General features: G+C 74.7%; 17 protein-coding genes. 5 read left to right on the top strand and 12 right to left on the bottom strand.

The window, feature by feature from the left end:
- Positions 1-11: 11 nt before the first annotated feature.
- The 3 genes from ACI789_RS06865 to ACI789_RS06855 form a co-directional block, all read right to left on the bottom strand.
- Positions 12-1,418 carry an acyltransferase family protein gene (locus ACI789_RS06865; protein ID WP_457007402.1) on the bottom strand — a complete coding sequence of 469 codons (1,407 nt, stop codon included), beginning with the start codon at positions 1,416-1,418 and terminating at the stop codon, positions 12-14.
- A gap of 143 nt (positions 1,419-1,561) precedes the next feature.
- Positions 1,562-2,119, bottom strand: coding sequence for a PH domain-containing protein (locus tag ACI789_RS06860; protein ID WP_457007400.1), 558 nt, complete (start codon positions 2,117-2,119; stop codon positions 1,562-1,564).
- A gap of 30 nt (positions 2,120-2,149) precedes the next feature.
- Positions 2,150-2,989 (bottom strand): biotin--[acetyl-CoA-carboxylase] ligase, encoded by an 840-nt coding sequence (locus tag ACI789_RS06855; protein WP_457007398.1) that lies wholly within the window; start codon positions 2,987-2,989, stop codon positions 2,150-2,152.
- 20 nt (positions 2,990-3,009) lie between these two features.
- Between ACI789_RS06855 and ACI789_RS06850 the strand changes: the two genes are divergently transcribed.
- From ACI789_RS06850 to ACI789_RS06840, 3 genes are read left to right on the top strand one after another with little or no spacing between them, the layout of a single operon-like run.
- A complete protein-coding gene (locus ACI789_RS06850; protein ID WP_457007396.1) occupies positions 3,010-4,635 on the top strand; it encodes an acyl-CoA carboxylase subunit beta in 1,626 nt (541 codons plus the stop codon).
- Positions 4,632-4,853 carry an acyl-CoA carboxylase subunit epsilon gene (locus ACI789_RS06845; RefSeq protein ID WP_457007394.1) on the top strand — a complete coding sequence of 74 codons (222 nt, stop codon included), beginning with the start codon at positions 4,632-4,634 and terminating at the stop codon, positions 4,851-4,853. The genes ACI789_RS06850 and ACI789_RS06845 overlap by 4 nt, the downstream gene beginning before the upstream one ends.
- Positions 4,850-5,458: a Maf family protein gene (locus ACI789_RS06840; RefSeq protein WP_457007392.1), complete on the top strand. Its 609-nt coding sequence runs from the start codon at positions 4,850-4,852 to the stop codon at positions 5,456-5,458. The genes ACI789_RS06845 and ACI789_RS06840 overlap by 4 nt, the downstream gene beginning before the upstream one ends.
- Here ACI789_RS06840 and ACI789_RS06835 read toward each other — a convergent pair.
- Entirely contained in the window at positions 5,436-6,188 is a 753-nt protein-coding gene (locus ACI789_RS06835) for a class I SAM-dependent methyltransferase (protein ID WP_456920122.1), read from the bottom strand. The genes ACI789_RS06840 and ACI789_RS06835 overlap by 23 nt on opposite strands.
- A gap of 133 nt (positions 6,189-6,321) precedes the next feature.
- Between ACI789_RS06835 and ACI789_RS06830 the strand changes: the two genes are divergently transcribed.
- On the top strand, positions 6,322-8,076 hold the full coding sequence (locus tag ACI789_RS06830) for an acetyl/propionyl/methylcrotonyl-CoA carboxylase subunit alpha (RefSeq protein WP_457007462.1): 1,755 nt from the start codon (positions 6,322-6,324) through the stop codon (positions 8,074-8,076).
- An 81-nt stretch (positions 8,077-8,157) separates the two neighbouring features.
- On the opposite strand, the gene ACI789_RS06825 is transcribed toward ACI789_RS06830, so the two are convergent.
- On the bottom strand, positions 8,158-9,876 hold the full coding sequence (locus tag ACI789_RS06825) for a reprolysin-like metallopeptidase (protein WP_457007389.1): 1,719 nt from the start codon (positions 9,874-9,876) through the stop codon (positions 8,158-8,160).
- 135 nt (positions 9,877-10,011) lie between these two features.
- On the bottom strand, positions 10,012-11,415 hold the full coding sequence (locus ACI789_RS06820) for an NAD(P)H-quinone dehydrogenase (protein WP_457007387.1): 1,404 nt from the start codon (positions 11,413-11,415) through the stop codon (positions 10,012-10,014).
- A gap of 115 nt (positions 11,416-11,530) precedes the next feature.
- Here ACI789_RS06820 and ACI789_RS06815 point away from each other — a divergent pair, with 115 nt between their 5' ends.
- The gene (locus ACI789_RS06815; RefSeq protein ID WP_456920126.1) at positions 11,531-12,019 is read left to right on the top strand and encodes a gamma-glutamylcyclotransferase; all 489 of its coding nucleotides are present in this window, start codon (positions 11,531-11,533) and stop codon (positions 12,017-12,019) included.
- On the opposite strand, the gene ACI789_RS06810 is transcribed toward ACI789_RS06815, so the two are convergent.
- From ACI789_RS06810 to ACI789_RS06785, 6 genes are all read right to left on the bottom strand, one after another.
- Positions 11,971-12,936, bottom strand: a complete 966-nt coding sequence (locus ACI789_RS06810; RefSeq protein WP_457007385.1) for a hypothetical protein — start codon at positions 12,934-12,936, stop codon at positions 11,971-11,973. The two genes, ACI789_RS06815 and ACI789_RS06810, sit on opposite strands and share 49 nt — an antisense overlap.
- A gap of 153 nt (positions 12,937-13,089) precedes the next feature.
- Positions 13,090-14,160, bottom strand: a complete 1,071-nt coding sequence (gene meaB, locus ACI789_RS06805) for a methylmalonyl Co-A mutase-associated GTPase MeaB (protein ID WP_457007383.1) — start codon at positions 14,158-14,160, stop codon at positions 13,090-13,092.
- A 23-nt stretch (positions 14,161-14,183) separates the two neighbouring features.
- Positions 14,184-16,391, bottom strand: coding sequence for a methylmalonyl-CoA mutase (gene scpA / locus ACI789_RS06800; protein WP_457007381.1), 2,208 nt, complete (start codon positions 16,389-16,391; stop codon positions 14,184-14,186).
- Positions 16,388-18,268, bottom strand: a complete 1,881-nt coding sequence (locus tag ACI789_RS06795) for a methylmalonyl-CoA mutase subunit beta (RefSeq protein WP_457007379.1) — start codon at positions 18,266-18,268, stop codon at positions 16,388-16,390. Before ACI789_RS06795 ends, scpA begins: the two co-directional genes overlap by 4 nt.
- Before the next feature lie 38 nt (positions 18,269-18,306).
- Positions 18,307-19,554 carry an amidohydrolase gene (locus tag ACI789_RS06790; protein WP_457007377.1) on the bottom strand — a complete coding sequence of 416 codons (1,248 nt, stop codon included), beginning with the start codon at positions 19,552-19,554 and terminating at the stop codon, positions 18,307-18,309.
- Positions 19,551-20,723 carry a glutamate--cysteine ligase gene (locus ACI789_RS06785; protein WP_457007375.1) on the bottom strand — a complete coding sequence of 391 codons (1,173 nt, stop codon included), beginning with the start codon at positions 20,721-20,723 and terminating at the stop codon, positions 19,551-19,553. The genes ACI789_RS06790 and ACI789_RS06785 overlap by 4 nt, the downstream gene beginning before the upstream one ends.
- Positions 20,724-20,787: the final 64 nt, after the last annotated feature.

The raw sequence follows: 20,787 nt of genomic DNA, 5'->3' as shown, positions 1-20,787 counted from the left end.
GGCGTCCGACGTTAGGTGGAGGGTCGGACAGTTGCGGGGAGCCGGTGCTCCCGTGCATCGCTCGCGACGCTCCGCAGCGCGCGGTTCCGGACGGCGTGCGCCGGCAGGGGCGCGGCCGTCCGGGATCCCGCCGCGGCCCGCGGCGCCGGCACCACGCCGCGGTCGCCGGGCACCCGGGGGGTCGGCGCCCGGCCGCCACGGGTCGGGTCGGCGGGCACGTCGGCCACCGAAGGCACCGCGACCCGCGCCGGAGCGCGCCGCGCACCGGCCAGCCGGAGCACGAGCCGGCGGGTCGGCTCCTCCACCCCGTGGTGCAGGGCGGCGGCCCCGAGGAAGGACAGCCCGACGAGCACGGGCGTCAGCAGCGCCTGCCCCGGCGTGAGCACCCAGCGCTCGTCCTGGCCCTGCCAGGGCAGGGTGAAGACCAGCTCGACCACCGGGAAGTGCACCAGGTACAGGCAGTAGGAGATGCGTCCTCCGTAGACCAGCGGCCGGGAGGACAGCCGGCGTGCGAGGCCGCGCTCGCTCAGCGACAGGGCCGCGATGAGCACCGGGAAGACGACGACGACCGTCGCGGAGTAGTCGATTCTCCAGTCGCCGCCCTGCCGCCAGGAGCCCCACAGCAGCCCGAGGACGACGCACACCACCGAGCCCCGGACCACGGCCGGCGCGACCCGCTCGGCCCGCGCGTCCGCTCGCAGCCGGCGGACGGCGAGCGCGGCCAGGATCCCGGCGGTGAACCCGCACGCGATGCGCAGCACCCAGTTCTGGTCGTGGTCGGGGGTGCCGAGGACGAACGCGGTGACGCTCAGCGGCGCCATGGCGGAGACGGAGAGCAGCAGCAGGACGAGGCCGGGCAGCCGCTGCAGGCGGGAGGCCAGCAGCGCCAGCAGCGGGAAGGCCAGGTACGCCGTCCACTCGGCGCTGATCGACCAGCCCGGCGGCACGAAGCTCGCGCCGGTGAGCGCGGACCGGTCCCACATCTGCGTCATGGTCAGCTGCCGCAGCAGCTCGGGCAGGTCGGCGTCGGGGTGCGGCGCGATGACGTCGGCGTCCAGCCCCCGGGACCGCAGCCCGTAGACGAAGGCGCCCATGACGACGGTGACGACCGCCCACGCCGGCCACACCCGCGCGAAGCGGCTGACCAGGAAGTCCCACGTGCCCCGCAGGCGGGGACGGCGGCCCATCCGGTCGAGGTAGGCCAGCGTGATGACGAAGCCGCTGAGCACGAAGAACAGCTCGACGCCCACCCAGCCCGACCGCACGACCGCCTGGACCGCGCCGAACGGGGCCAGGTAGGGGCCGGAGAAGGCCAGCAGGTGGAAGAGCACCACCCAGGTCGCGGCCACGGCACGGAGCCCGGTCAGCGCCCTGATGTCGCGCTGCGGGGCGCTCCGCGTGTCGCCGTGGGTCTGCATTCCGCTCCTCGCCGTCTCCGGAGGAGGACCGATCCGTCCTCGTCCGCGATCGACGCTAGGGGCGGCCCCGGCCCGTCTTGAGGCGAGGCGCGAACAGAGTCGCAGCGCAGCGTTGGCAAGTCATCACAACGTGTGATCAGCAGTCACAGCCGCGCGGTGGGGTACCAGCCGTCCTGGTCGCGGATGTAGCCGGCGCTCTCCTGCGCCCGCCGGTCCGCGTCCTCCTCGATCATGTGGTTGAGCAGCTGCTGGACGCCGTCGCTGTCGGGGATCTGCCTAAGCACCGTCGGGCCGCCGTCACCGGCCGACTCGATGGTCAGCGTGCCGGAGCTGATCAGCCGCTCCCACAGCGTCTGCCGGTAGGAGACGTCGGTGATCCGGGACAGCCCGATGTCGCGGCCGTGGCGGGCGAGGACGCCCTCGCGGAACAGCAGCCGGTGGGTGGTGACCACGTAGTGGGTCGTCCGCCAGCGGAGGACGGGCACCAGCACGAAGACGAGCAGCAGCGCCAGCGCGACGCCCGCGATTCCCAGGCGGACGACGCCCTGCTGGCGGCCGTCGGGGACGAGGGCCGCGCCGTAGGAGGCGCCGCCGACCACGAGGAGGAAGGCGACGATCGGCCAGAAGATCGTCAGCCAGTGCGGGTGCAGGTGGCGGACGACCTCTTCGTCCTCGGCCAGGAGCTTGTCCGGGTAGGGCACCCGGTCAGGATGACCGACCTCCGGCGCCGCTCAGCGCTCCCGGGCGTGTGTCCGGACGTGTCGGACGTCACCGCTGGCGAGCGCGACGGTCCCCTCCGGCGTCCGGACGACGAGCCGGCCGTCCCAGTCCACCGACTCGGCGGTGCCCTCGAGGGTGGAGCCGTCCGGCAGGCTGACCACGACCGGCGTCCCGACGGTGGAGCACCAGGCCAGGTAGTCGCGGGCCAGCCCGCTGCCCACCGGGTCGCCCAGCGCCTCGACCCACGGCCGGTAGCGCCGCTCGAAGCCGCGCAGGAACTGCAGCAGCACCGAGGTCCGGTCCACCGGCCGGCCCGCGGCCAGGACCAGCGAGGTGCCGCCCTCGGGCAGCTCCTCGGCGCGGGTGGAGACGTTCAGGCCGACCCCGACGACGACGGCACCCGAGCCCACCTCGGCGAGGATGCCGGCCAGCTTGGCGCCGTCGGCGGCGAGCAGGTCGTTGGGCCACTTCAGCGACGCCCGCACCCCGGGCACCTCGCCGACCGCCTCGGCCAGCGCGATCCCGGTGAGCAGCGCCAGCCACCCGCGCCGGGCCGCGGGCACGTCGGGGCGCAGCAGGAGGGAGACGGTGAGCCCGGCGCCGGGCGGCGAGGCCCAGGTCCGGTCCAAGCGCCCGCGGCCGGCGGCCTGGTACTCGGCGACGAGCACCGTGCCCTCCGGCGCGTCGTCCGCGGCCCGCGCCAGCAGCACGGCGTTGGTGGAGCCGATCTCGGGGACCACCTCGACCGACCGCCACAGCCGGCTGTCAGGGGTGAGCGCGGCGGCGACGGCGGGACCGTCCAGGGGCGCCCGCGCGGGGTCGGCGGACGCGGACGGCGACGGTTCGGGCACTCCCCTACGCTACGGAACCTGTGACAGCGGCTGAACTGGAGAACGCTGGCGAGCACCTGCCCGGCGACGTCGACATCCACACGACAGCGGGGAAGCTGGCGGACTTCGAGCGGCGGGTCCAGGAGGCCACGCACGCCGGCTCGGCGCGCGCGGTCGAGAAGCAGCACGCCGCGGGCAAGATGACCGCCCGCGAGCGGATCGAGGCGCTGCTGGACCCGGGCTCGTTCACCGAGCTCGACGAGTTCGCCCGCCACCGCTCCACCAACTTCGGCATGGACGACCGGCGCCCCTTCGGGGACGGCGTCGTCACCGGCTACGGCACCGTCGACGGCCGGCCGGTGTGCGTCTTCTCCCAGGACGTGACCGTCTTCGGGGGCAGCCTCGGCGAGGTCTACGGCGAGAAGATCGTCAAGGTGCTCGACCTGGCCATGCGCAACGGCTGCCCGGTCATCGGCATCAACGAGGGCGGTGGCGCGCGGATCCAGGAGGGCGTGGTCTCCCTCGGCCTGTACGCGGAGATCTTCCGCCGCAACGTGCACGCCTCCGGCGTCATCCCGCAGATCTCGCTGGTCATGGGCGCCGCCGCCGGCGGGCACGTCTACTCCCCTGCGCTCACCGACTTCGTGGTGATGGTGGACAAGACCAGCCAGATGTTCATCACCGGCCCGGACGTGGTGAAGACGGTCACCGGGGAGGACGTCACGCTCGAGGAGCTCGGCGGCGCCCGCACGCACAACACCAAGTCCGGGGTGGCGCACTACCTGGCCGAGGACGAGGCCGACGCGCTGGACTACGTCAAGGCGCTGCTCTCCTACCTGCCCAGCAACAACCTCGACCCGCTCCCGGCCCTCGAGGTGGCCCCGGTCGACACCACGCCCGACGGCGTCACCGACGACGACCGGGAGCTGGACACCTTCATCCCGGACTCGGCCAACACGCCCTACGACATGCACACCGTCGTCCAGCACGTCCTCGACGACGGCGAGTTCCTCGAGGTGCAGCCGCTGTTCGGCCCGAACATCGTGGTCGGCTTCGGCCGGGTCGAGGGCCGCCCGGTCGGCGTCGTGGCCAACCAGCCCACCCAGTTCGCCGGCACCCTGGACATCGACGCCAGCGAGAAGGCGGCGCGGTTCGTGCGCACCTGCGACGCCTTCAACATCCCGGTGCTGACCTTCGTCGACGTCCCCGGCTTCCTGCCCGGCACTTCCCAGGAGTGGGAGGGGATCATCCGCCGCGGCGCGAAGCTGATCTACGCCTACGCCGAGGCGACCGTCCCGAAGATCACCGTCATCACCCGCAAGGCCTACGGCGGCGCCTACGACGTCATGGGCTCCAAGCACCTCGGCGCCGACCTCAACCTGGCCTGGCCGACGGCGCAGATCGCGGTCATGGGCGCGCAGGGCGCGGTGAACATCCTCTACCGGCGCGAGCTGGCCGAGGCCGACGACCCCGACGCCCGCCGGGCGGAGCTGATCACCGAGTACGAGGACGCGCTGCTGTCCCCGTACATCGCGGCCGACCGTGGGTACGTCGACCAGGTGATCCGGCCGTCGGAGACCCGCATCGAGATCACCAAGGGACTGCGGCTCCTGGCCAACAAGCGGCAGACGTTGCCCCCGAAGAAGCACGGGAACATCCCGCTGTGACATCGTCGTCCCCGGCCGGCCCGCTCCTGCGGGTCGTCAAGGGCGAGCCCAGTCCCGAGGAGCTCGCCGCCCTCACCGTCGCCGTCGCCGCGCTGTCGCAGCGGCGGCTCCGCCGCCGGCCCGCCCCGGTCGGGGCCTGGGCCGCGTTCGGCGACGCCCACCGCACACCACTGCGCCCCGGCCCCGGCGGCTGGCGCGCCGCAGGGAGGTTCGCATGAGTGTCGATCGTCGGCTGGTGCTCGCGTCGGCGTCCCCGGCGCGGCTGACGCTGCTGCGGCAGGCCGGCCTCACCCCCGAGGTCGTCGTCAGCGACGTCGACGAGTCGGCCGTGACGGCTCCGCGGGTGGGTGAGAAGGTCGCGCTCCTGGCGGCTGCCAAGGCCGGCGCGGTCGCCAAGCAGGAGACCGACGCGCTCGTCGTCGGCGCCGACTCGCTGCTGGAGTTCCGCGGGCAGGCGCTGGGCAAGCCGGCCGACGCCCGGGACGCGCGCGACCGCTGGCAGCGGATGAGCGGCAAGAGCGGCGTGCTGCACACCGGGCAGGCGCTGTTCGACGTCCAGGACGGCCGGGTGGTGAGCCGGGACGTCGCCGTCGTGTCGACCTCGGTCCACTTCGCCACGCCGACGCCGCAGGAGATCGAGGCCTACCTGGCGACCGGGGAGCCGCTGGCCGTGGCCGGCGCGTTCACCCTCGACGGGCTGGGAGCACCGTTCGTCCGCCGGGTGGACGGCGACCCCGCGGCCGTGGTCGGCCTGTCCCTGGCGACCCTGCGCACCCAGCTGGCCAAGCGCGGGCTGACGATCACCGACCTCTGGCGCCGCTGACCGGGTCGGCCCGGACCAGGTCGAGGACGACGGCACCGGCGACGGGCCGCAGGCGCTCCAGGCGGCGCTCGAGCCGCTCGGCCCACGCGGGGACCCGGCGCACCCCGCTCGGGTAGAGGTAGAGGTTCTCGCGACCCGCCGGCTGCCAGCCCCCGGCCCGCGCCCGCCGGAGGAAGTCGCGGACCGGGAAGGTCCGCTCCCCGGGCGTGAGCACGTGGTAGGCCCAGACGTAGGGGTGCACGCGGTTGGGCTCCATCGCCCGCCATCGGGCCGACGGGGAGCTCACCGCCCGCACCTGCGCGAGGACCCGGTCCAGGTCGGTCACGTGGTGCAGGGCGTCGACGCTGATCACCAGGTCCGCGGAGCCGGCGGGGACGGCGTCGGTGAGGGTCTCCCCCGTGCCGACCACGAACCGCACGTTGTCCAGCCCCGCCGCCTCCGCGCGCCGCCGGGCGTAGTCGACGTAGTTGGGCAGCGGCTCGACGCCCACGAACGTGCGGGCGGGGTGACGGGTCGCCAGCTCGCGCAGCAGCGTGCCGGTGCCGCAGCCGACCTCCAGCACCCGGCCCGGGACCGCGGCGAGCAGCCGGTCGAAGTGGTCGGCCCGCCGCCGGGCCATGTGGCCGGTGGCGCGCAGGTCGTCGTACTCGTCGGGCCGCCCGTCGAAGCCGGCGTTCAGCGGGGGGACGTCGTCGGGCGGTCGCTGCACCCAGGCCCCTCGGGAGGTCATCGCCGCAGGCTAGGCGACCGGCGCGGCGACCGGGCCCGGTCCGGGCGCGGCGGTCCACCCTGCGGGAGTGTCGGCGGCGCCCCGCTGGCTACAGTCGAGCGGCTCGACAACCGGAGGAGGAGGACCCGTGCAGATGGTCCTGATCGCCAACCGCGGCGAGATCGCCGTGCGCGTCGCGCGCGCGTGCAAGGACGCGGGGCTGACCAGCGTCGCCGTCTACGCCGAGCCCGACCGCGATGCGCTGCACGTGCGGATGGCCGACGAGGCGTTCGCCCTCGGCGGGACGACGCCCGGCGACTCGTACCTGGTCATCGACAAGATCCTCCAGGCCGCCGCGCAGTCCGGCGCCGACGCGATCCACCCCGGGTACGGCTTCCTCTCCGAGAACGCCGACTTCGCGCGGGCGGTCATCGACGCGGGGCTGACCTGGATCGGCCCCTCCCCCGAGGCGATCATCGCGCTGGGCGACAAGGTGCAGGCCCGGCACATCGCCACCAAGGCCGGTGCGCCGCTGGTGCCGGGCACCAAGGACCCGGTCTCCGGCGCCGACGAGGTCCTCGCCTTCGCCGAGGAGCACGGCCTCCCGGTGGCCATCAAGGCCGCCTTCGGCGGTGGCGGCCGCGGTCTCAAGGTGGCCCGCACCAAGGAGGAGATCCCCGAGCTGTTCGACTCCGCGGTCCGCGAGGCGGTCTCCGCCTTCGGCCGCGGCGAGTGCTTCGTCGAGCGGTTCCTGGACAAGCCGCGGCACGTGGAGGCCCAGGTGCTCGCCGACACCCACGGCAACGTGGTCGTCGTCGGCACCCGCGACTGCTCGCTGCAGCGCCGCAACCAGAAGCTGGTCGAGGAGGCGCCCGCGCCGTTCCTGACCGACGAGCAGCGGGCGCGCATCCACGAGTCGGCCAAGGCGATCTGCCGGGAGGCCGGCTACCACGGCGCCGGGACCGTCGAGTACCTCGTCGGCGCCGACGGGTCGATCTCCTTCCTGGAGGTCAACACCCGGCTGCAGGTGGAGCACCCGGTCAGCGAGGAGACCAGCGGCATCGACCTGGTCCGCGAGCAGTTCCGCATCGCCGACGGGCTGGCCCTCGACGTCACCGAGGACCCCACCCCGCGCGGGCACAGCATCGAGTTCCGGATCAACGCCGAGGACGCCGGGCGCAACTTCATGCCCGCTCCCGGCCCGGTGCAGCGGCTGGAGATCCCGCAGGGCCCGGGCGTGCGGTGGGACTCCGGCGTGGAGACCGGCGGTGAGGTGGCCGGGGCCTTCGACTCGATGCTGGCCAAGCTCATCGTCACCGGCGCCACCCGCGAGCAGGCGCTGCAGCGCGCCCGCCGCGCCCTGGACGAGCTGGTCGTCGAGGGCATGCCGACGGTCGTCCCGTTCCACCGGGCCGTCGTCCGCGACGAGGCGTTCACCAGCGAGCCGTTCACGGTGCACACCCGCTGGATCGAGACCGAGTGGGACAACCAGGTCCCGCCGTACTCCGCCGCCCCCGCCGAGCACGGCGAGCCGGAGGAGCGCCAGACCGTCGTCGTCGAGGTCGGCGGACGCCGGCTCGAGGTGTCCCTGCCCGCCGGGCTGGCCGCCGGCGGCGGTGCCCCCGCCGCGGCGCCGGGCGCCAAGCCCCGCCGGCGCAGCGGCGGGCACGGCGGCTCGGCCGCCTCCGGCGACGCCCTCACCAGCCCGATGCAGGGGACGATCGTCAAGGTCGCCGTCTCCGACGGGGACACCGTGGCCGAGGGCGACCTCGTCGTCGTCCTCGAGGCGATGAAGATGGAGCAGCCGATCGCCGCCCACAAGGCCGGCACGGTGACCGGCCTGTCGGCCGAGGTGGGCGCCACCGTCACCAGCGGTGCGGTGATCTGCACGATCGCCGACGCCGAGTAGTCCCCGAGACACCCCGAGGGCCCGGGACCGGACAACCGGTTCCGGGCCCTCGTCGTCGGTCGGCCCGCGTCGATCCTGTGCTCAGCCGCGGGCCCGGAGCCGGGCGAGCGTCCAGCCGGCGAGCGCGACCGCGCCGAGGCCGCCGGCCGCGAGGGCCGGCAGCGGCCAGCCGCCGTTGCGCGAGGTCTGCGCCGCCGTCGCGACGTCGACCGTCTGCAACGCGTCGGCCAGGAGCGGCGCCCCGGCGGAGGTGGGGGTGCCGAGCAGCGTCCCGGGCGTCCCGGCGCCGGAGGCGCCGTCGGTGTCGGGGCCCGCGGCGGCAGGGGCCGCGGCGCGCTCCGGGGTGCCCGGCAGCACCTCGGGCTCCGCTCCGGACGGCTCCTCCGGCAGCGGGGTCGTCGCGACGGCGTCCCCGGCCGCGCCGGTCACCGTGACGGTGGCGCCGGCCGCGGTGACCGCGTCCACGGTGACCGTGAGGTCGCCACCGGAGACCGGCACGGGCACGCCCACCGGCAGCGCCGCCTGCAGGTCGTCGTCCCAGTGCCCGGCGGCCGCCGGGGTGCCGTCGAGGAGCAGGGCGGTGTCGGGCAGCGCGCCGGCGCGGTGCAGCAGGACGCCGGACTGGAGGTCGAACAGGTTCTCCGCGGTGCCCAGCCATGCGTCGCGCCCCGTGGCGGCGCGGTACTCCAGCCAGTAGGTGGCGCCCTCGGGGTCGGTCAGCCGGACGGCGCGGGTGCCCTGCCGGCCGGACAGCGGCGCGAGGGTCACGGTGGTGGCCGGGGCGCCGGCCGCGACGGCCGCCTGGGCCGATGCGGGCAGGACGCCGAGCAGCGCCGCCTGCGGGGCGTTCAGGGCGCCCATGGAGGCCCAGGAGGCGCCCATGACGTCGTAGTAGTCCCGGTAGGACGCGGTGCGGCAGGTGCCGGTCTCGACGGCGGCGTCGCACTGGTGGCCGGAGGAGTGCCCCAGGCCGAAGTTGTGGCCCAGCTCGTGGGCGATCACCGACGGCAGCACGTCGCGGACGTAGAGACGCCCGCCCGCGCCCGGGCCCGAGCCGACCTGGCCGAGGGCGTAGGAGCAGCCGGGCAGCTGCTGCGGGAGGCTGCTCACGTAGAGCAGCAGGTGGCGGCCCGGCCCGGACCGGAAGCCGATCCGGTCGGCGACCTCGTTCCACAGCGCGGTGGGGTCCGAGCAGCCCGCGGCGGTGCGGATCCAGTCGTGGGTCTCGTCGACACCGAGGGAGACGGCGCCGGCGGTCTGCTCGGCCCAGAAGTCCGCGACCGGCCCGTCGACGGCGGCCGCGACCTGGGCCGGCGTCGTCCCGTCCTCGGTCCCTCCGGCCGGCACCACCAGCGCCACGGTGACCCGGTTGGTGAGGGACGCGCTGCGGGCGGCGGTGTGCTCCGGCGCCTCCTCGACCACCTCGGCGTCGAGGACGTCGCGGGCGGCCTCGTAGCCCTCCGCCCCGGCGGCGTCGGCCAGGCGGTCCCCCACGGTCACCTCGACGGTCGACCCCACGGGCAGGTCGGCGACGGCGTCGGTGGGCACGCGCACGGCCTCGCCGGCCTCGGTCTCGACCCAGCTCAGCGGCGCCTCGGCGGCGTGGCCCTCGGCAGCGTCGGCCACCGCGGGGGAACCGGCCAGGTCGGTCTCCGGCCAGGCCTGCACCAGCTCACCGACGACGGTGTCGCCGGGCTCGTCGGCCCGCGCCGTCGTCAGCGGCAGCGCGAGGGAGACGACGGCCGCGGTCGCCACAGCGGCGACCGCGCGGAGGCGGCGGGGGTTCGGGGAGGAGTGCATCTCCTACCCCATCGGCGGCCCCGGCCCCCCTCGGCACCGGCGGCGGGGAATCCAGCCGAAACCGCTGTCACATCCGTCGCGGGTGTCCCATCCGCCCAGCAGGCCGCTCGCGTGTCCCCGACGACCCCAGTGGCCTCATGCGAGCGCGTCGGCTCCCATCAGCCGCCGTCCGGCCTCGGTGATCGAGCCGGACAGCGAGGGGTAGATCGCGAAGGTGTGCGCCAGGTCGCTGACCGTGAGCCCCTTGGTGACCGCCAGGGCGATCGGCAGGATCAGCTCGGACGCACCGGGCGCGACGACCACCCCGCCGACGACGACACCGGTCGCCTGCCGCGCGAACAGCTTGACGAAGCCGTCGCGCATGTCGGCCATCTTGGCCCGCGCGTTGGTGGCCAGCGGCAGCCGGACGACGTCGATCTGCGCGTCCTCGGGCAGCGACTTCTCCTGCACGCCGACGGTGGCGATCTCCGGGTGGGTGAAGACGTTGGCCGCCACGGTCTTCAGCCGGATCGGGGTGACCGCCTCACCGAGGGCGTGCCACATGGCGATCCGGCCCTGCATCGCCGCCACCGAGGCCAGCTGGAAGACGCCGGTGACGTCACCGGCGGCGTAGATGCCGGGCACGCTGGTGCGCGAGACGCGGTCGACGACGACGTGACCGGAGGGCGCCAGCTCCACCCCGCACTGCTCGAGGTTGAGCCCCGCGGTGTTGGGCACGGTGCCCACGGTCATCAGCGCGTGCGAGCCGTCGACGGTGCGGCCGTCGGTCAGCTCGACCGAGACGCCCTTCTCGGTGCGCCGCACGCCGGCGGCCCGGCCGCGCTCCAGCCGCCCGCCGCGGGACTGGAACACCTGCTCGAGCACCTCGGCGGCGTCGGAGTCCTCGCCGGGCAGCACCCGGTCGCGGGAGGAGACCAGGGTGACCGGGACGCCGGCCTCCAGGTAGCCGGAGGCGAACTCCGCGCCGGTGACCCCCGAGCCGACGACGACCAGGTGCTCGGGCATGTCCTGCAGCTCGTAGACGTCCCGCCAGTCGAGGATCCGCTCGTGGTCGGGCTCGGCGCCGGGCAGCACGCGCGGGTCGGCGCCGGTGGCGATGAGGACGACGTCGGCCTCGAGGGTCTCGGTCACCGCGCCCTCGTCGTCCACCACCTCGACCCGGTGCTCGACCAGGCCGCGGACGTCGTCGGCCATGCGGCCGCCGCCGGGGAGCACGCGCACGCCCTCGCCCACCAGCCGCGCCTTGATGTCGGCCGACTGCGCGACCGCGAGCCCCTTGACCCGCTGGTTGACCGCGCCGAGGTCGATGCCCACCGCCGCCAGCTCGGCGCCCTGCACGCCCAGGGCGGCGGAGTCGCGCACGTTGGTCATCGCGCCGGCCGAGGCGATGAAGGTCTTGGAGGGGACGCAGTCGGTGAGCACGCTGGCCCCGCCGACGCCGTCCCGCTCGACGACGGTGACCTGCGCACCGAGCGATGCGGCGACCAGCGCGGCCTCGTAGCCGGCGGGACCGCCGCCGATGATCACGATGCGGGTCATGAGGGTCCTCAGGGGTGCGGGGCGGACACGTGCGGGCTCATTCTCCCCGTTGCCGGGGACGCCGCGCGCCATCCCCCGGGGAGGGACGTGCCACACGAACTAGGCTCGCCAGGCGATGGGCCTCTACGCCGCGTACGGGTCGAACATGGACCCCGCACAGATGCTCCGGCGCTGCCCCTCCTCCCCGCACACCGGTACCGGGTGGATCCGCGGCTGGCGGCTGACCTTCGGGGCCGAGGAGTACGGGTGGGACGGCGCGCTGGCGACCCTCGTCCCCGACGACAGCCTGCCCCCGGGCGCCCCGCCCGGTGAGGCGCTGACCCCCGGCGTCTTCGTGGCCCTCTACGACCTCACCGAGGCCGACGAGCGGGCGCTGGACGCGTGGGAGGGCGCCGACCTCGGGCTCTACCGCAAGCTGCACCTGCGGGTGCACACCCTGACCGGCGACCAGGTGGCCTACGTCTACGTGCTCGACGCGTTCGAGGGCGGCCTCCCCTCGGCGCGCTACCTGGGCGCACTCGCCGACGCCGCGGAGTCCGCCGGCGCCCCCGACGACTACCTGACCGAGCTGCGCTCCCGGGAGTGCCGCTCCACCGGCGTCTGACCCCACCCCTTCCCCGCGATCATGGCGCCGTGACCAGTTCGCGGCCCCGTTCGCTGGTCACAGCACCATGATCGTCCGACGAGGGTCGCCCAGGTGCCGCGCCACCGTCTCCACCATCCGTCCGTGCTGGCGGTAGACGTCGACTGCGGTGAAGTGCAACAACGTCCACCGCGCTCGGTCAGCCAGTTGTGCCGATCCCGGTCCGCGGCCAGCTGCTGCCTCGTCATGTGGGCTTCGAGCCCGTCGAACTCCGCACCGACGAACTGCTCGTCCCACCCCATGTCGAGCCTGTGGAGACGGCGACCGTCGCCGACCTCCACCTGCACCCGGGGAGCCGGCAGCCCGGCGGCCAGGAACCGCCAGCGCATCCGTGACTCCATCGGTGACTCCGCCAACGGGTCGGCGAGGGGGATCAGCCGGCTGAGTCGGACGACGCCGCGCAGTCCGCGCTGCCGGGCACACACCTCCACCAGCGCAGCTCGGGTGCACGTGCCACTCCGCAGAGCGGCGTCCAGGGTGGCCAGCCCGTCGATCGGAGCGCCGAGCCGGACGACGTCGCACGCAGTCCGCGCGGGCGGGGTGCACCAGACGCCGTCCACGAGCACGGCGTCGTCCGTACCCAGGGACGACGGGTGGACCCGGATCCCTGACAGGCGCCGGTTGTCGACGTCCGCGGGGCCGAGGAAGTGCAGCGGCGCCTGCCGCGCAGCCTCCTCGGAGCGCGGGTCGAAGCCCCACAGCCAGGCCGCGGTGTCGTGGCAGGCCACCAGGTCGCCGCCCAGCCAGAGCGACGCGGCCCGGATCAGGGACGTCGGGTCGTCCGGCACGTCCCCGTCCACGTAGACGCCACGCCACGGGGTCGGCCGCCACAGCCCGCGGCGGAGGGCGGCGCGGATCTGCGCCGATGAGCAGACCATCAGGGCCTGCTCCCGGGTGAAGACCCCGCCTTGTCGGTCAGCTGTCCGTGCGAGCCCGCGGTCCACCCGCCGACCGTCGCGGCTCGACCGCCGGCCGGGACCGGGCCACGGTGATCTGTGGATCCCGCCCCGACCTGTGCACTCCCTCCGCGATCATGGCGCCAGGACCACTCCGGGAGGCCCCACGATGGTCGTGGCGCCATGATCGCGGGAAGCAGGGGCGGCGAGGAAGGTCTCCAGCAGCTGCTGCGCGGCCAGAGCCGGGGTCAGCTCCCCCGCCAGCACCGCCTTCTCCAGCTCGGGCGCGGCCGACCGGATGCCGGGGTGCGCCCGCAGCCGGTGCTCGAGTCCGTCGCGGACCAGGTGCCAGGTCCAGCGCACCTGCTGGGTGCGGCGGCGCTCCTCGAACTCGCCGGAGGCCTTCATCCGCTCCTGGTGCTCGACCAGCTTGGCCCAGACCGCGTCCAGCCCCTCGCCGGTCAGCCCGGCGCAGGTGAGCACCGGGACGTCCCAGCCCCCCTCGACGTGGCCGCGCAGCATCCGGATCGCCCCGGCCAGCTCCCGCGCCGCCCGCCGCGCGTCGACGGCGCCCGGCCCGTCGGCCTTGTTCACCGCGATGACGTCGGCGATCTCGAGGATCCCGCGCTTGATGCCCTGCAGCTGGTCGCCGGTGCGGGCCAGGGTCAGGAACAGGAACGAGTCGACCATCTCCGCGACGGTGACCTCCGACTGCCCGACGCCGACGGTCTCCACCAGGACGACGTCGTAGCCGGCGGCCTCCACGACCACCATCGACTCCCGCGTGGCCTCCGCGACCCCGCCGAGCGTGCCGGACGTCGGCGACGGCCGGATGAACGCGGCCGGGTCGACCGACAGCCGGGCCATGCGCGTCTTGTCCCCGAGGATCGACCCGCCGGAGCGGGCGGACGACGGGTCGACGGCGAGCACGGCGACGCGCGACCCAGCGGCGGTGAGCGTCACGCCGAGCGCGTCGATGAAGGTCGACTTGCCGACACCGGGGACCCCGCTGATGCCGACCCGGCGCGCCGAGCCGGTGTGCGGCAGCAGCTCGACGAGCAGCTGCTGCGCACTCTCCCGGTGGTCGGCACGCTGGGACTCGACCAGCGTGATCGCCCGCGCCACGGCCCGGCGGTTACCGGCGAGGACCCCCTCGACCAGCGCCGGGACGTCGACCGGGCGGCCCCGAGGGGCGGAGATGGCCATTTCTGCCCCACCGTGAGCCGCCATCAGTGCCCGAGGCGCGAGGACAGCGTCCGCAGCAGCCCCTGCGCCGCCTCGGCGATGACCGTGCCGGGCAGGAACACCTCGGCCGCGCCCATCTCCTTCAGCCTCGGCACGTCGTCGGGCGGGATGACCCCGCCGACGACGATGACCACGTCCTCCGCCCCGAGCTCGGCCAGCGCCTCCTTGAGCGCCGGCACCAGCGTGAGGTGCCCCGCGGCCAGCGACGAGACGCCGACGACGTGGACGTCGGCCTCCACCGCCTGCCGGGCGACCTCCTCCGGCGTCTGGAACAGCGGGCCGACGTCGACGTCGAACCCGAGGTCGGCGAAGGCGGTCGCGATCACCTTCTGGCCGCGGTCGTGGCCGTCCTGGCCCATCTTCGCGACCAGGATGCGGGGACGGCGTCCCTCGGCCTCGGCGAACGCCTCGGCCATCCGCCGGGTCTCCTCCATGGGGCCCGATGCTCCCGCCTCCTCGCGGTACACACCCGAGATGGTGCGCACCTGGCCGGCGTGCCGCCCGTAGACCTCCTCCAGCGCGTCGGAGATCTCCCCGACGGTCGCCTTGGCCCGCGCGGCGTCCACGGCGAGCTTCAGCAGGTTCGCGTCCAGCTCGCTCCCCCGCCGCCCCTCGGCGGCCGCCCGCGCCGCATCGGTGAGCCGGCGCAGCGCGTCCTGCACCGCCGCGGCGTCCCGGGAGGCGCGCAGCTCCTCGAGCTTGGCCTTCTGCTGGGCCAGGACGTCGGCGTTGTCGACCCGCAGCACCTCGATCGCCTCGTCGGCCTCGACCCGGTACTTGTTGACGCCGATCACCGGCTGCCGGCCGGAGTCGATGCGTGCCTGGGTGCGGGCCGCGGCCTCCTCGATGCGCAACTTCGGGATGCCGTCGTCGATGGCCTGGGCCATGCCGCCGTGCTCGGCGACCTCCTGGATGTGCGCCCAGGCGCGGCGGGCCAGGTCGTAGGTGAGCTTCTCCACGTAGGCCGACCCGCCCCACGGGTCGATGACCCGCGTCGTGCCCGACTCCTGCTGCAGCAGCAGCTGGGTGTTGCGGGCGATCCGGGCGGAGAAGTCCGACGGCAGGGCCAGCGCCTCGTCGAGGGCGTTGGTGTGCAGCGACTGGGTGTGCCCCTGGGTGGCGGCCATCGCCTCCAGGCAGGTGCGGACGACGTTGTTGAACACGTCCTGCGCGGTCAGCGACCAACCCGAGGTCTGCGAGTGGGTGCGCAGCGACAGCGACTTGGGGTTCTGCGCGCCGGCCTCCTTCATCAGCCGGGCCCACAGCAGCCGGCCGGCCCGCAGCTTGGCGACCTCCATGAAGAAGTTCATGCCGATCGCCCAGAAGAAGGAGAGCCGCGGTGCGAACGCGTCGACGTCCAGCCCCGCGCCCTTGCCCGCCTGCACGTACTCCACCCCGTCGGCCAGCGTGTAGGCCAGCTCCAGGTCGGCCGTCGCCCCGGCCTCCTGGATGTGGTAGCCGGAGATGGAGATCGAGTTGAACCGCGGCATCTGCTGCGAGGTGAACGCGAAGATGTCGCTGACGATCTGCATCGACGGCTTGGGCGGGTAGATGTAGGTGTTGCGGACCATGAACTCCTTGAGGATGTCGTTTTGGATGGTCCCGGCCAGCTGCGCGGGCGCCACCCCCTGCTCCTCCGCGGCGAGGATGTAGAGCGCCATCACCGGCAGCACCGCGCCGTTCATGGTCATCGAGACGCTCATCCGGTCCAGCGGGATGCCGTCGAACAGCTGCCGCATGTCCAGGATCGAGTCGACGGCCACCCCGGCCATGCCGACGTCGCCGACCACGCGCGGGTGGTCGGAGTCGTAACCGCGGTGGGTGGGCAGGTCGAAGGCGATCGACAGGCCCTTCTGCCCGGCGGCGAGGTTGCGCCGGTAGAACGCGTTGGACGCCGCCGCGGTGGAGAAGCCGGCGTACTGGCGGATCGTCCACGGCTGGGTCGTGTACATCGTCGGGTAGGGGCCGCGCAGGAACGGCGGCAGCCCGGGGAGGGTCTGCAGGAAGTCCAGGCCCTCGAGGTCGGCCGGCGTGTACAGCGGCGGGACGGCGATGCCCTCGGGCGTCTCCCAGGTCGCCTCCGCCACGCTGCGCCCGGTGGTCTCCTCGAACCGCTTGGCCCAGTCGTCCGCCGAGGGGCCGGCCGATGGGCGCCCCAGGTCGACGCCGCCGAAGTCGGGGATCGTGCTCATGCCGGAACTCCCAACTGCTCGTGGACCGTGCGGAGGACGTCGAGCGCGTCACACCCGGCGTACACGTACCCGTCGACGCCGTCCACACCCAGCGACGGCTTCCCGGCCAGCCACACCTGCGTGGCACCGGCCGCGTGCAGCTCTTCGGCGAGGGCCGCTGCAGACTCGCCGTAGTCGCGGTCGGTGCCGCAGATGCAGGCCACCGTCGTCCCGGCGTCGGCGAGGCCGTTCGCCCCGTCGCCGGACGGCGTGGCCAGCCCGCCCGCCTGGAACAGGTTGGCCGCGAAGGTCGCCCGCGCGGTGTGCCGGGCCACCGGGCCGATCGTGGCCAGGTAGACCCGCGGCCGCTCCGCTGCCGCGTCGGCGCGGTCGCGCAGCTCCTCGAACTCCTGCGCGGCGCGCAGCCGGGGCAGTCCGCCGGAGGGCTGCGCGACTGCCGCCGGCCGCCGCTCGGGCAGCTGCTCGGCGAGGTTGGGGAACTCGCTGACGCCGGTGATCGGGTCCTTGCGGTGCGCCAGCCGCTCGGCGCGGGTGGCCCAGGCCGCGGCCAGCCGGTCGCGGACCAGCCCGGAGTCCAGCGCCGCGGCCAGCCCGCCGGCCCGCTCGATCTCGGTGAACCACTCCCACGCGGCGCGGGCCAGGTCGTCGGTGAGCGACTCGACGTACCAGGAGCCGCCGGCGGGGTCGAGCACGCGGGCCAGGTGGCCCTCCTCGACCAGCAGGGCCTGGGTGTTGCGGGCGATCCGGCGGGAGAAGGCGTCGGGCAGGCCGAGAGCGGCGTCGAAGGGCTGCACGGTCACGACGTCGGCGCCGCCCACGCCGGCGGCGAAGCAGGCGACCGTCGTCCGCAGCATGTTGACCCACGGGTCGTGCCTGGTGGTCATGACCGAGGAGGTGACGGCGTGCTGGCGCTGGGCGCGGACGTCGGGCGCGGCGCCGCTGACCTCGCCGACCCGGTCCCACAGCCGCCGGGCGGCGCGCAGCCCGGCGATCGTCGTGAACTGGTCGGCCGGCGCCGAGAGGCGGAACTCCAGCTGGCCGAACGCCTCGTCCACCGACAGGCCGCCGTCGGTCAGCGCCCGCAGGTAGGCCACCCCGGCGGCCAGCGCGCAGCCCAGCTCCTCGACGACGCTGCCGCCCGCGTCGGCGAACACCGTGCCGTCGACGACCACCGTGCGCAGACCGGGGTGGGCCATCGCCCGGCGGGCGACGTCGGCCAGGCCGGAGAGGTCCTGTGCCTCCCCGGACGCGGCGTGCAGCCCGAGCGGGTCCAGGCCCAGCGAGCCGCCGGGCGCCAGGTCGGTGCGGCCCTCCACCAGGGCCAGGAACGCCTCCGCTGCCGCCGGTCCCCCCGACACCGTCACCGGTGCGAGGTCCAGCAGCACGTCGGTGAGCACCTCGCCGAGCGCCTCGACCGGGATCGCGCCCTCGCCGAGCACCAGCCACAGCGAGGTGACGCCGTTCTCCAGGTCCGCGGCGATCGCCTCGCGGGTGACCGCGACGTCGGGGTCCGCGTGCCGCTGGCGGACGTCCCAGCCACCGGGCACGTCGCTGCTCGCGCCCCCGGCGCGCCCGCCGCGGACGAACGGCGGCAGCCCCGGGACGCCGACCGCGCCGGGCAGGTCGCCGACGTCCTCGGCGGTGTACAGCGGGGCGACGCTCACGCCGGTGGCCACCGGACGGCGGAGGGCGTCCTCGACCGGGTCGGGGAGGTCCTCGCGGCCGGCCTTCCGCAGCACGCCGGCGACGAGGTCGCGCCACTGGTCGCGGGTGACGGCCGGGAACTCGCCCGCGAGCCGCAGGTCCTCGGGGACCTCGTGCTCGGCGGGCACCTCGGCGTCACCGGGGTGGGCGGGCTCCTGCTCGGGTGAACGCATCGTCGGGTCCCCCTTCTCGGGTCGAGGAGCGACAGTCTCTACCGGCGCTTGCCCGTGTCCGCGCGGCCGGGGTGCGGCGACGGACCGGGCGGCGGGGTCCCCGCGTCGGCGGCCAGCGCGTGCAGGGCGGTGCGGGCCATCAGCCGCACACCCACCCCGATCGCCCGCTCGTCGACGTCGAAGGTCCCCCGGTGCAGGTCCAGCGGGGCACCGCCACCGTGCGTACCCAGCCGGGCCAACGCGATGGGCAGCACGTCGGCGAACCAGCCGAAGTCCTCCCCGCCCATGCTCTGCGGGGACAGCTGCAGCCCCTCGCCGCCGACCGTCTCCAGCGCCGCCGAGCGCATCAGCGCGACCGCCCGCGGGTCGTTGACCACCGGCGGCACCCCCCGGATGTAGTCGACGTCCACCTCGGCGCCGGTCGTGGCGGCCACCCGCCCGACCAGCGAGCGCAGCAGCGCCTCGGCGTCCTGCCAGGTGTCCCGGTCGAGCACGCGCACCGTGCCGCGCAGGTGGCCGCGCTGCGGGATGGCGTTGGCCGCCACCCCGGCGTTGACCGCGCCCCACACCAGGGACATGCCGGCGCGCGGGTCGACCTGCCGGGACAGCAGCGCAGGCAGGTCGGTGATCAGCCGGCCGAGGGCGTCGACCAGGTCCACGGTCAGCTGGGGCCGGGCGGTGTGCCCGCCGGGACCGGTCAGCGTGACGTCCATGCGGTCGCAGGCGGCGGTGATCGAGCCGGTGCGCAGCCCGACCGTGCCCGCCGGGATCGAGGGGTCGCAGTGCAGCGCGAACGCCCGGGAGGCGCCGTCGAGCACGCCGGCGGCGACCACCTCGGTGGCGCCACCGGGCACCGTCTCCTCGGCCGGCTGGAACACGCACCGGACCGTGCCCGGCAGGCCGTCGAGGCTGGCCAGCGCCAGGGCGACGCCGAGGACGACGGTGGTGTGCACGTCGTGCCCGCACGCGTGGCAGGTGCCCTCGCGGGTGGAGGCGTACGGGGCGTCCTTGAGGTCGGGCAGCGGCAGCGCGTCGATGTCGGCCCGCAGCACCACGACCGGGTCGCCGGAGCCGACCTCCACGACCAGCCCGGTCCCGGTCGGCAGCCGCCGGGGCTGCAGGCCCGCGTCGCGCAGCCGCTGCTCGAGGAAGGACGTCGTCTCGAACTCGGCGAACGCCAGCTCGGGGTGGGCGTGCAGGTGCCGGCGGACCGCGATGAGCTGCTGGTTCCGGTCGGCGGTCCACTCGTCGACCGCCGTCCCCAGCTTCTCCGGGAACTCCGTCATGCCGGGCGTCCCCCGGCGGCGCCGGCGGGGTCGGGGGCGGGCAGGCCGTCCCGCAGCTCCGCGAGCAGGCTGTCGACGACGGCGCACAGGTCACCGTCGTGGGCGGCGGCCACCGCGCGCTGCCGCTGGTAGGAGGCGCCGACGGCGAGGACCCGGTGGACGTCGGCGAGCTCGGCCTCGCAGCCGAGCCGCCGGGCGGTGGGCTCGAGGTCCTCGACCAGGTCGCTGATCGCCTGCCGCACGGGCCGGACGGTGCCCTTCTCGTCGACGACGATGTCGGCGTCCAGGCCGTAGCGGGCCGCCCGCCACTTGTTCTCCCGCAGCACCCAGCCGGCCGGCACGGGCAGGGTGTACCCGCGGTCGAGCTCGCGGTCGAACTGCTCGACCAGGCACTGGGACAGCGCGGCCACCGCGCCGATCTCGTCGAGGGTCGGCAGCCCGTCGCAGATGCGCAGCTCGACGGTGCCGAAGTCGGGGTGGGGGCGGATGTCCCACCACACCTCGCGGACGCTCTCGATGGCGTGGGTGGAGATCAGCGTCTCCATGTACTGCTCGAACCGGTCCCAGCCGGACAGCTGGTACGGCAGCCCCGCGGTCGGCATCCCCTCGAAGACCTTCGACCGGGCGCTGGCCAGCCCGGTGTCGGCACCCACCCAGTACGGGGAGGACGCCGACAGCGCGAGGAAGTGCGGCACGTACTGGGTGAGGGCGTTGACGATCGGGATCGCCTTCTCCGGCGCCCGGACGCCGACGTGCACGTGCACGCCGAAGATCTGCAGCCGGCGGGCCAGCCACTGCATCTTCTCGACCAGCTGGAGGTAGCGCTCCTTGGGCGAGATCTGCTGGGTCTGCCAGTCGGTGATCGGGTGGGTGCCGGCGCACATCAGCCCCAGCCCGCGCCGCTCGGCCGCGGCCCGCACCTCGGCGAGCGTGCCGGCCAGGTCGGCCTTCGCCTCGGCGACGGTGGTGCAGACCCCGGTGATGATCTCGATCGTCGACTGCAGCAGCTCGTGCTTGGCCTTGGGGTGCTCCTCGGCGCCGTCGGGCGCGATCTCGGAGAGGATCTCCACCGCGCCGGCGGTCAGCTGCCGGGTCTGCAGGTCGACGAGCTGCAGCTCCCACTCGACTCCCAGGCTGGCGCGCTCGGAGGAGCGGAAAGGTATCTGCACGCTGCGGAGTCTAGGGACGATCACCGGGCCCGGCTCCCCGTGCGAGCGCGGCCGGGACCGGCGC

The organism is Geodermatophilus sp. SYSU D00965, assembly GCF_054050075.1.
Note: the sequence above shows the minus strand (reverse complement) of the source record. Positions and strands in the feature narration are given on the sequence as shown.

What these genes read in the sequence shown, in the direction of transcription:
- ACI789_RS06865 (WP_457007402.1), bottom strand. Translation starts at nt 1,418, where the DNA reads ATGCAGACCCACGGCGACACGCGGAGCGCCCCGCAGCGCGACATCAGG.
- ACI789_RS06840 (WP_457007392.1), top strand. Translation starts at nt 4,850, where the DNA reads ATGAGTGTCGATCGTCGGCTGGTGCTCGCGTCGGCGTCCCCGGCGCGG.
- ACI789_RS06835 (WP_456920122.1), bottom strand. Translation starts at nt 6,188, where the DNA reads ATGACCTCCCGAGGGGCCTGGGTGCAGCGACCGCCCGACGACGTCCCC.
- ACI789_RS06830 (WP_457007462.1), top strand. Translation starts at nt 6,322, where the DNA reads ATGGTCCTGATCGCCAACCGCGGCGAGATCGCCGTGCGCGTCGCGCGC.
- ACI789_RS06825 (WP_457007389.1), bottom strand. Translation starts at nt 9,876, where the DNA reads ATGCACTCCTCCCCGAACCCCCGCCGCCTCCGCGCGGTCGCCGCTGTG.
- ACI789_RS06820 (WP_457007387.1), bottom strand. Translation starts at nt 11,415, where the DNA reads ATGACCCGCATCGTGATCATCGGCGGCGGTCCCGCCGGCTACGAGGCC.
- ACI789_RS06815 (WP_456920126.1), top strand. Translation starts at nt 11,531, where the DNA reads ATGGGCCTCTACGCCGCGTACGGGTCGAACATGGACCCCGCACAGATG.
- ACI789_RS06810 (WP_457007385.1), bottom strand. Translation starts at nt 12,936, where the DNA reads ATGGTCTGCTCATCGGCGCAGATCCGCGCCGCCCTCCGCCGCGGGCTG.
- meaB (WP_457007383.1), bottom strand. Translation starts at nt 14,160, where the DNA reads ATGGCCATCTCCGCCCCTCGGGGCCGCCCGGTCGACGTCCCGGCGCTG.
- scpA (WP_457007381.1), bottom strand. Translation starts at nt 16,391, where the DNA reads ATGAGCACGATCCCCGACTTCGGCGGCGTCGACCTGGGGCGCCCATCG.
- ACI789_RS06795 (WP_457007379.1), bottom strand. Translation starts at nt 18,268, where the DNA reads ATGCGTTCACCCGAGCAGGAGCCCGCCCACCCCGGTGACGCCGAGGTG.
- ACI789_RS06790 (WP_457007377.1), bottom strand. Translation starts at nt 19,554, where the DNA reads ATGACGGAGTTCCCGGAGAAGCTGGGGACGGCGGTCGACGAGTGGACC.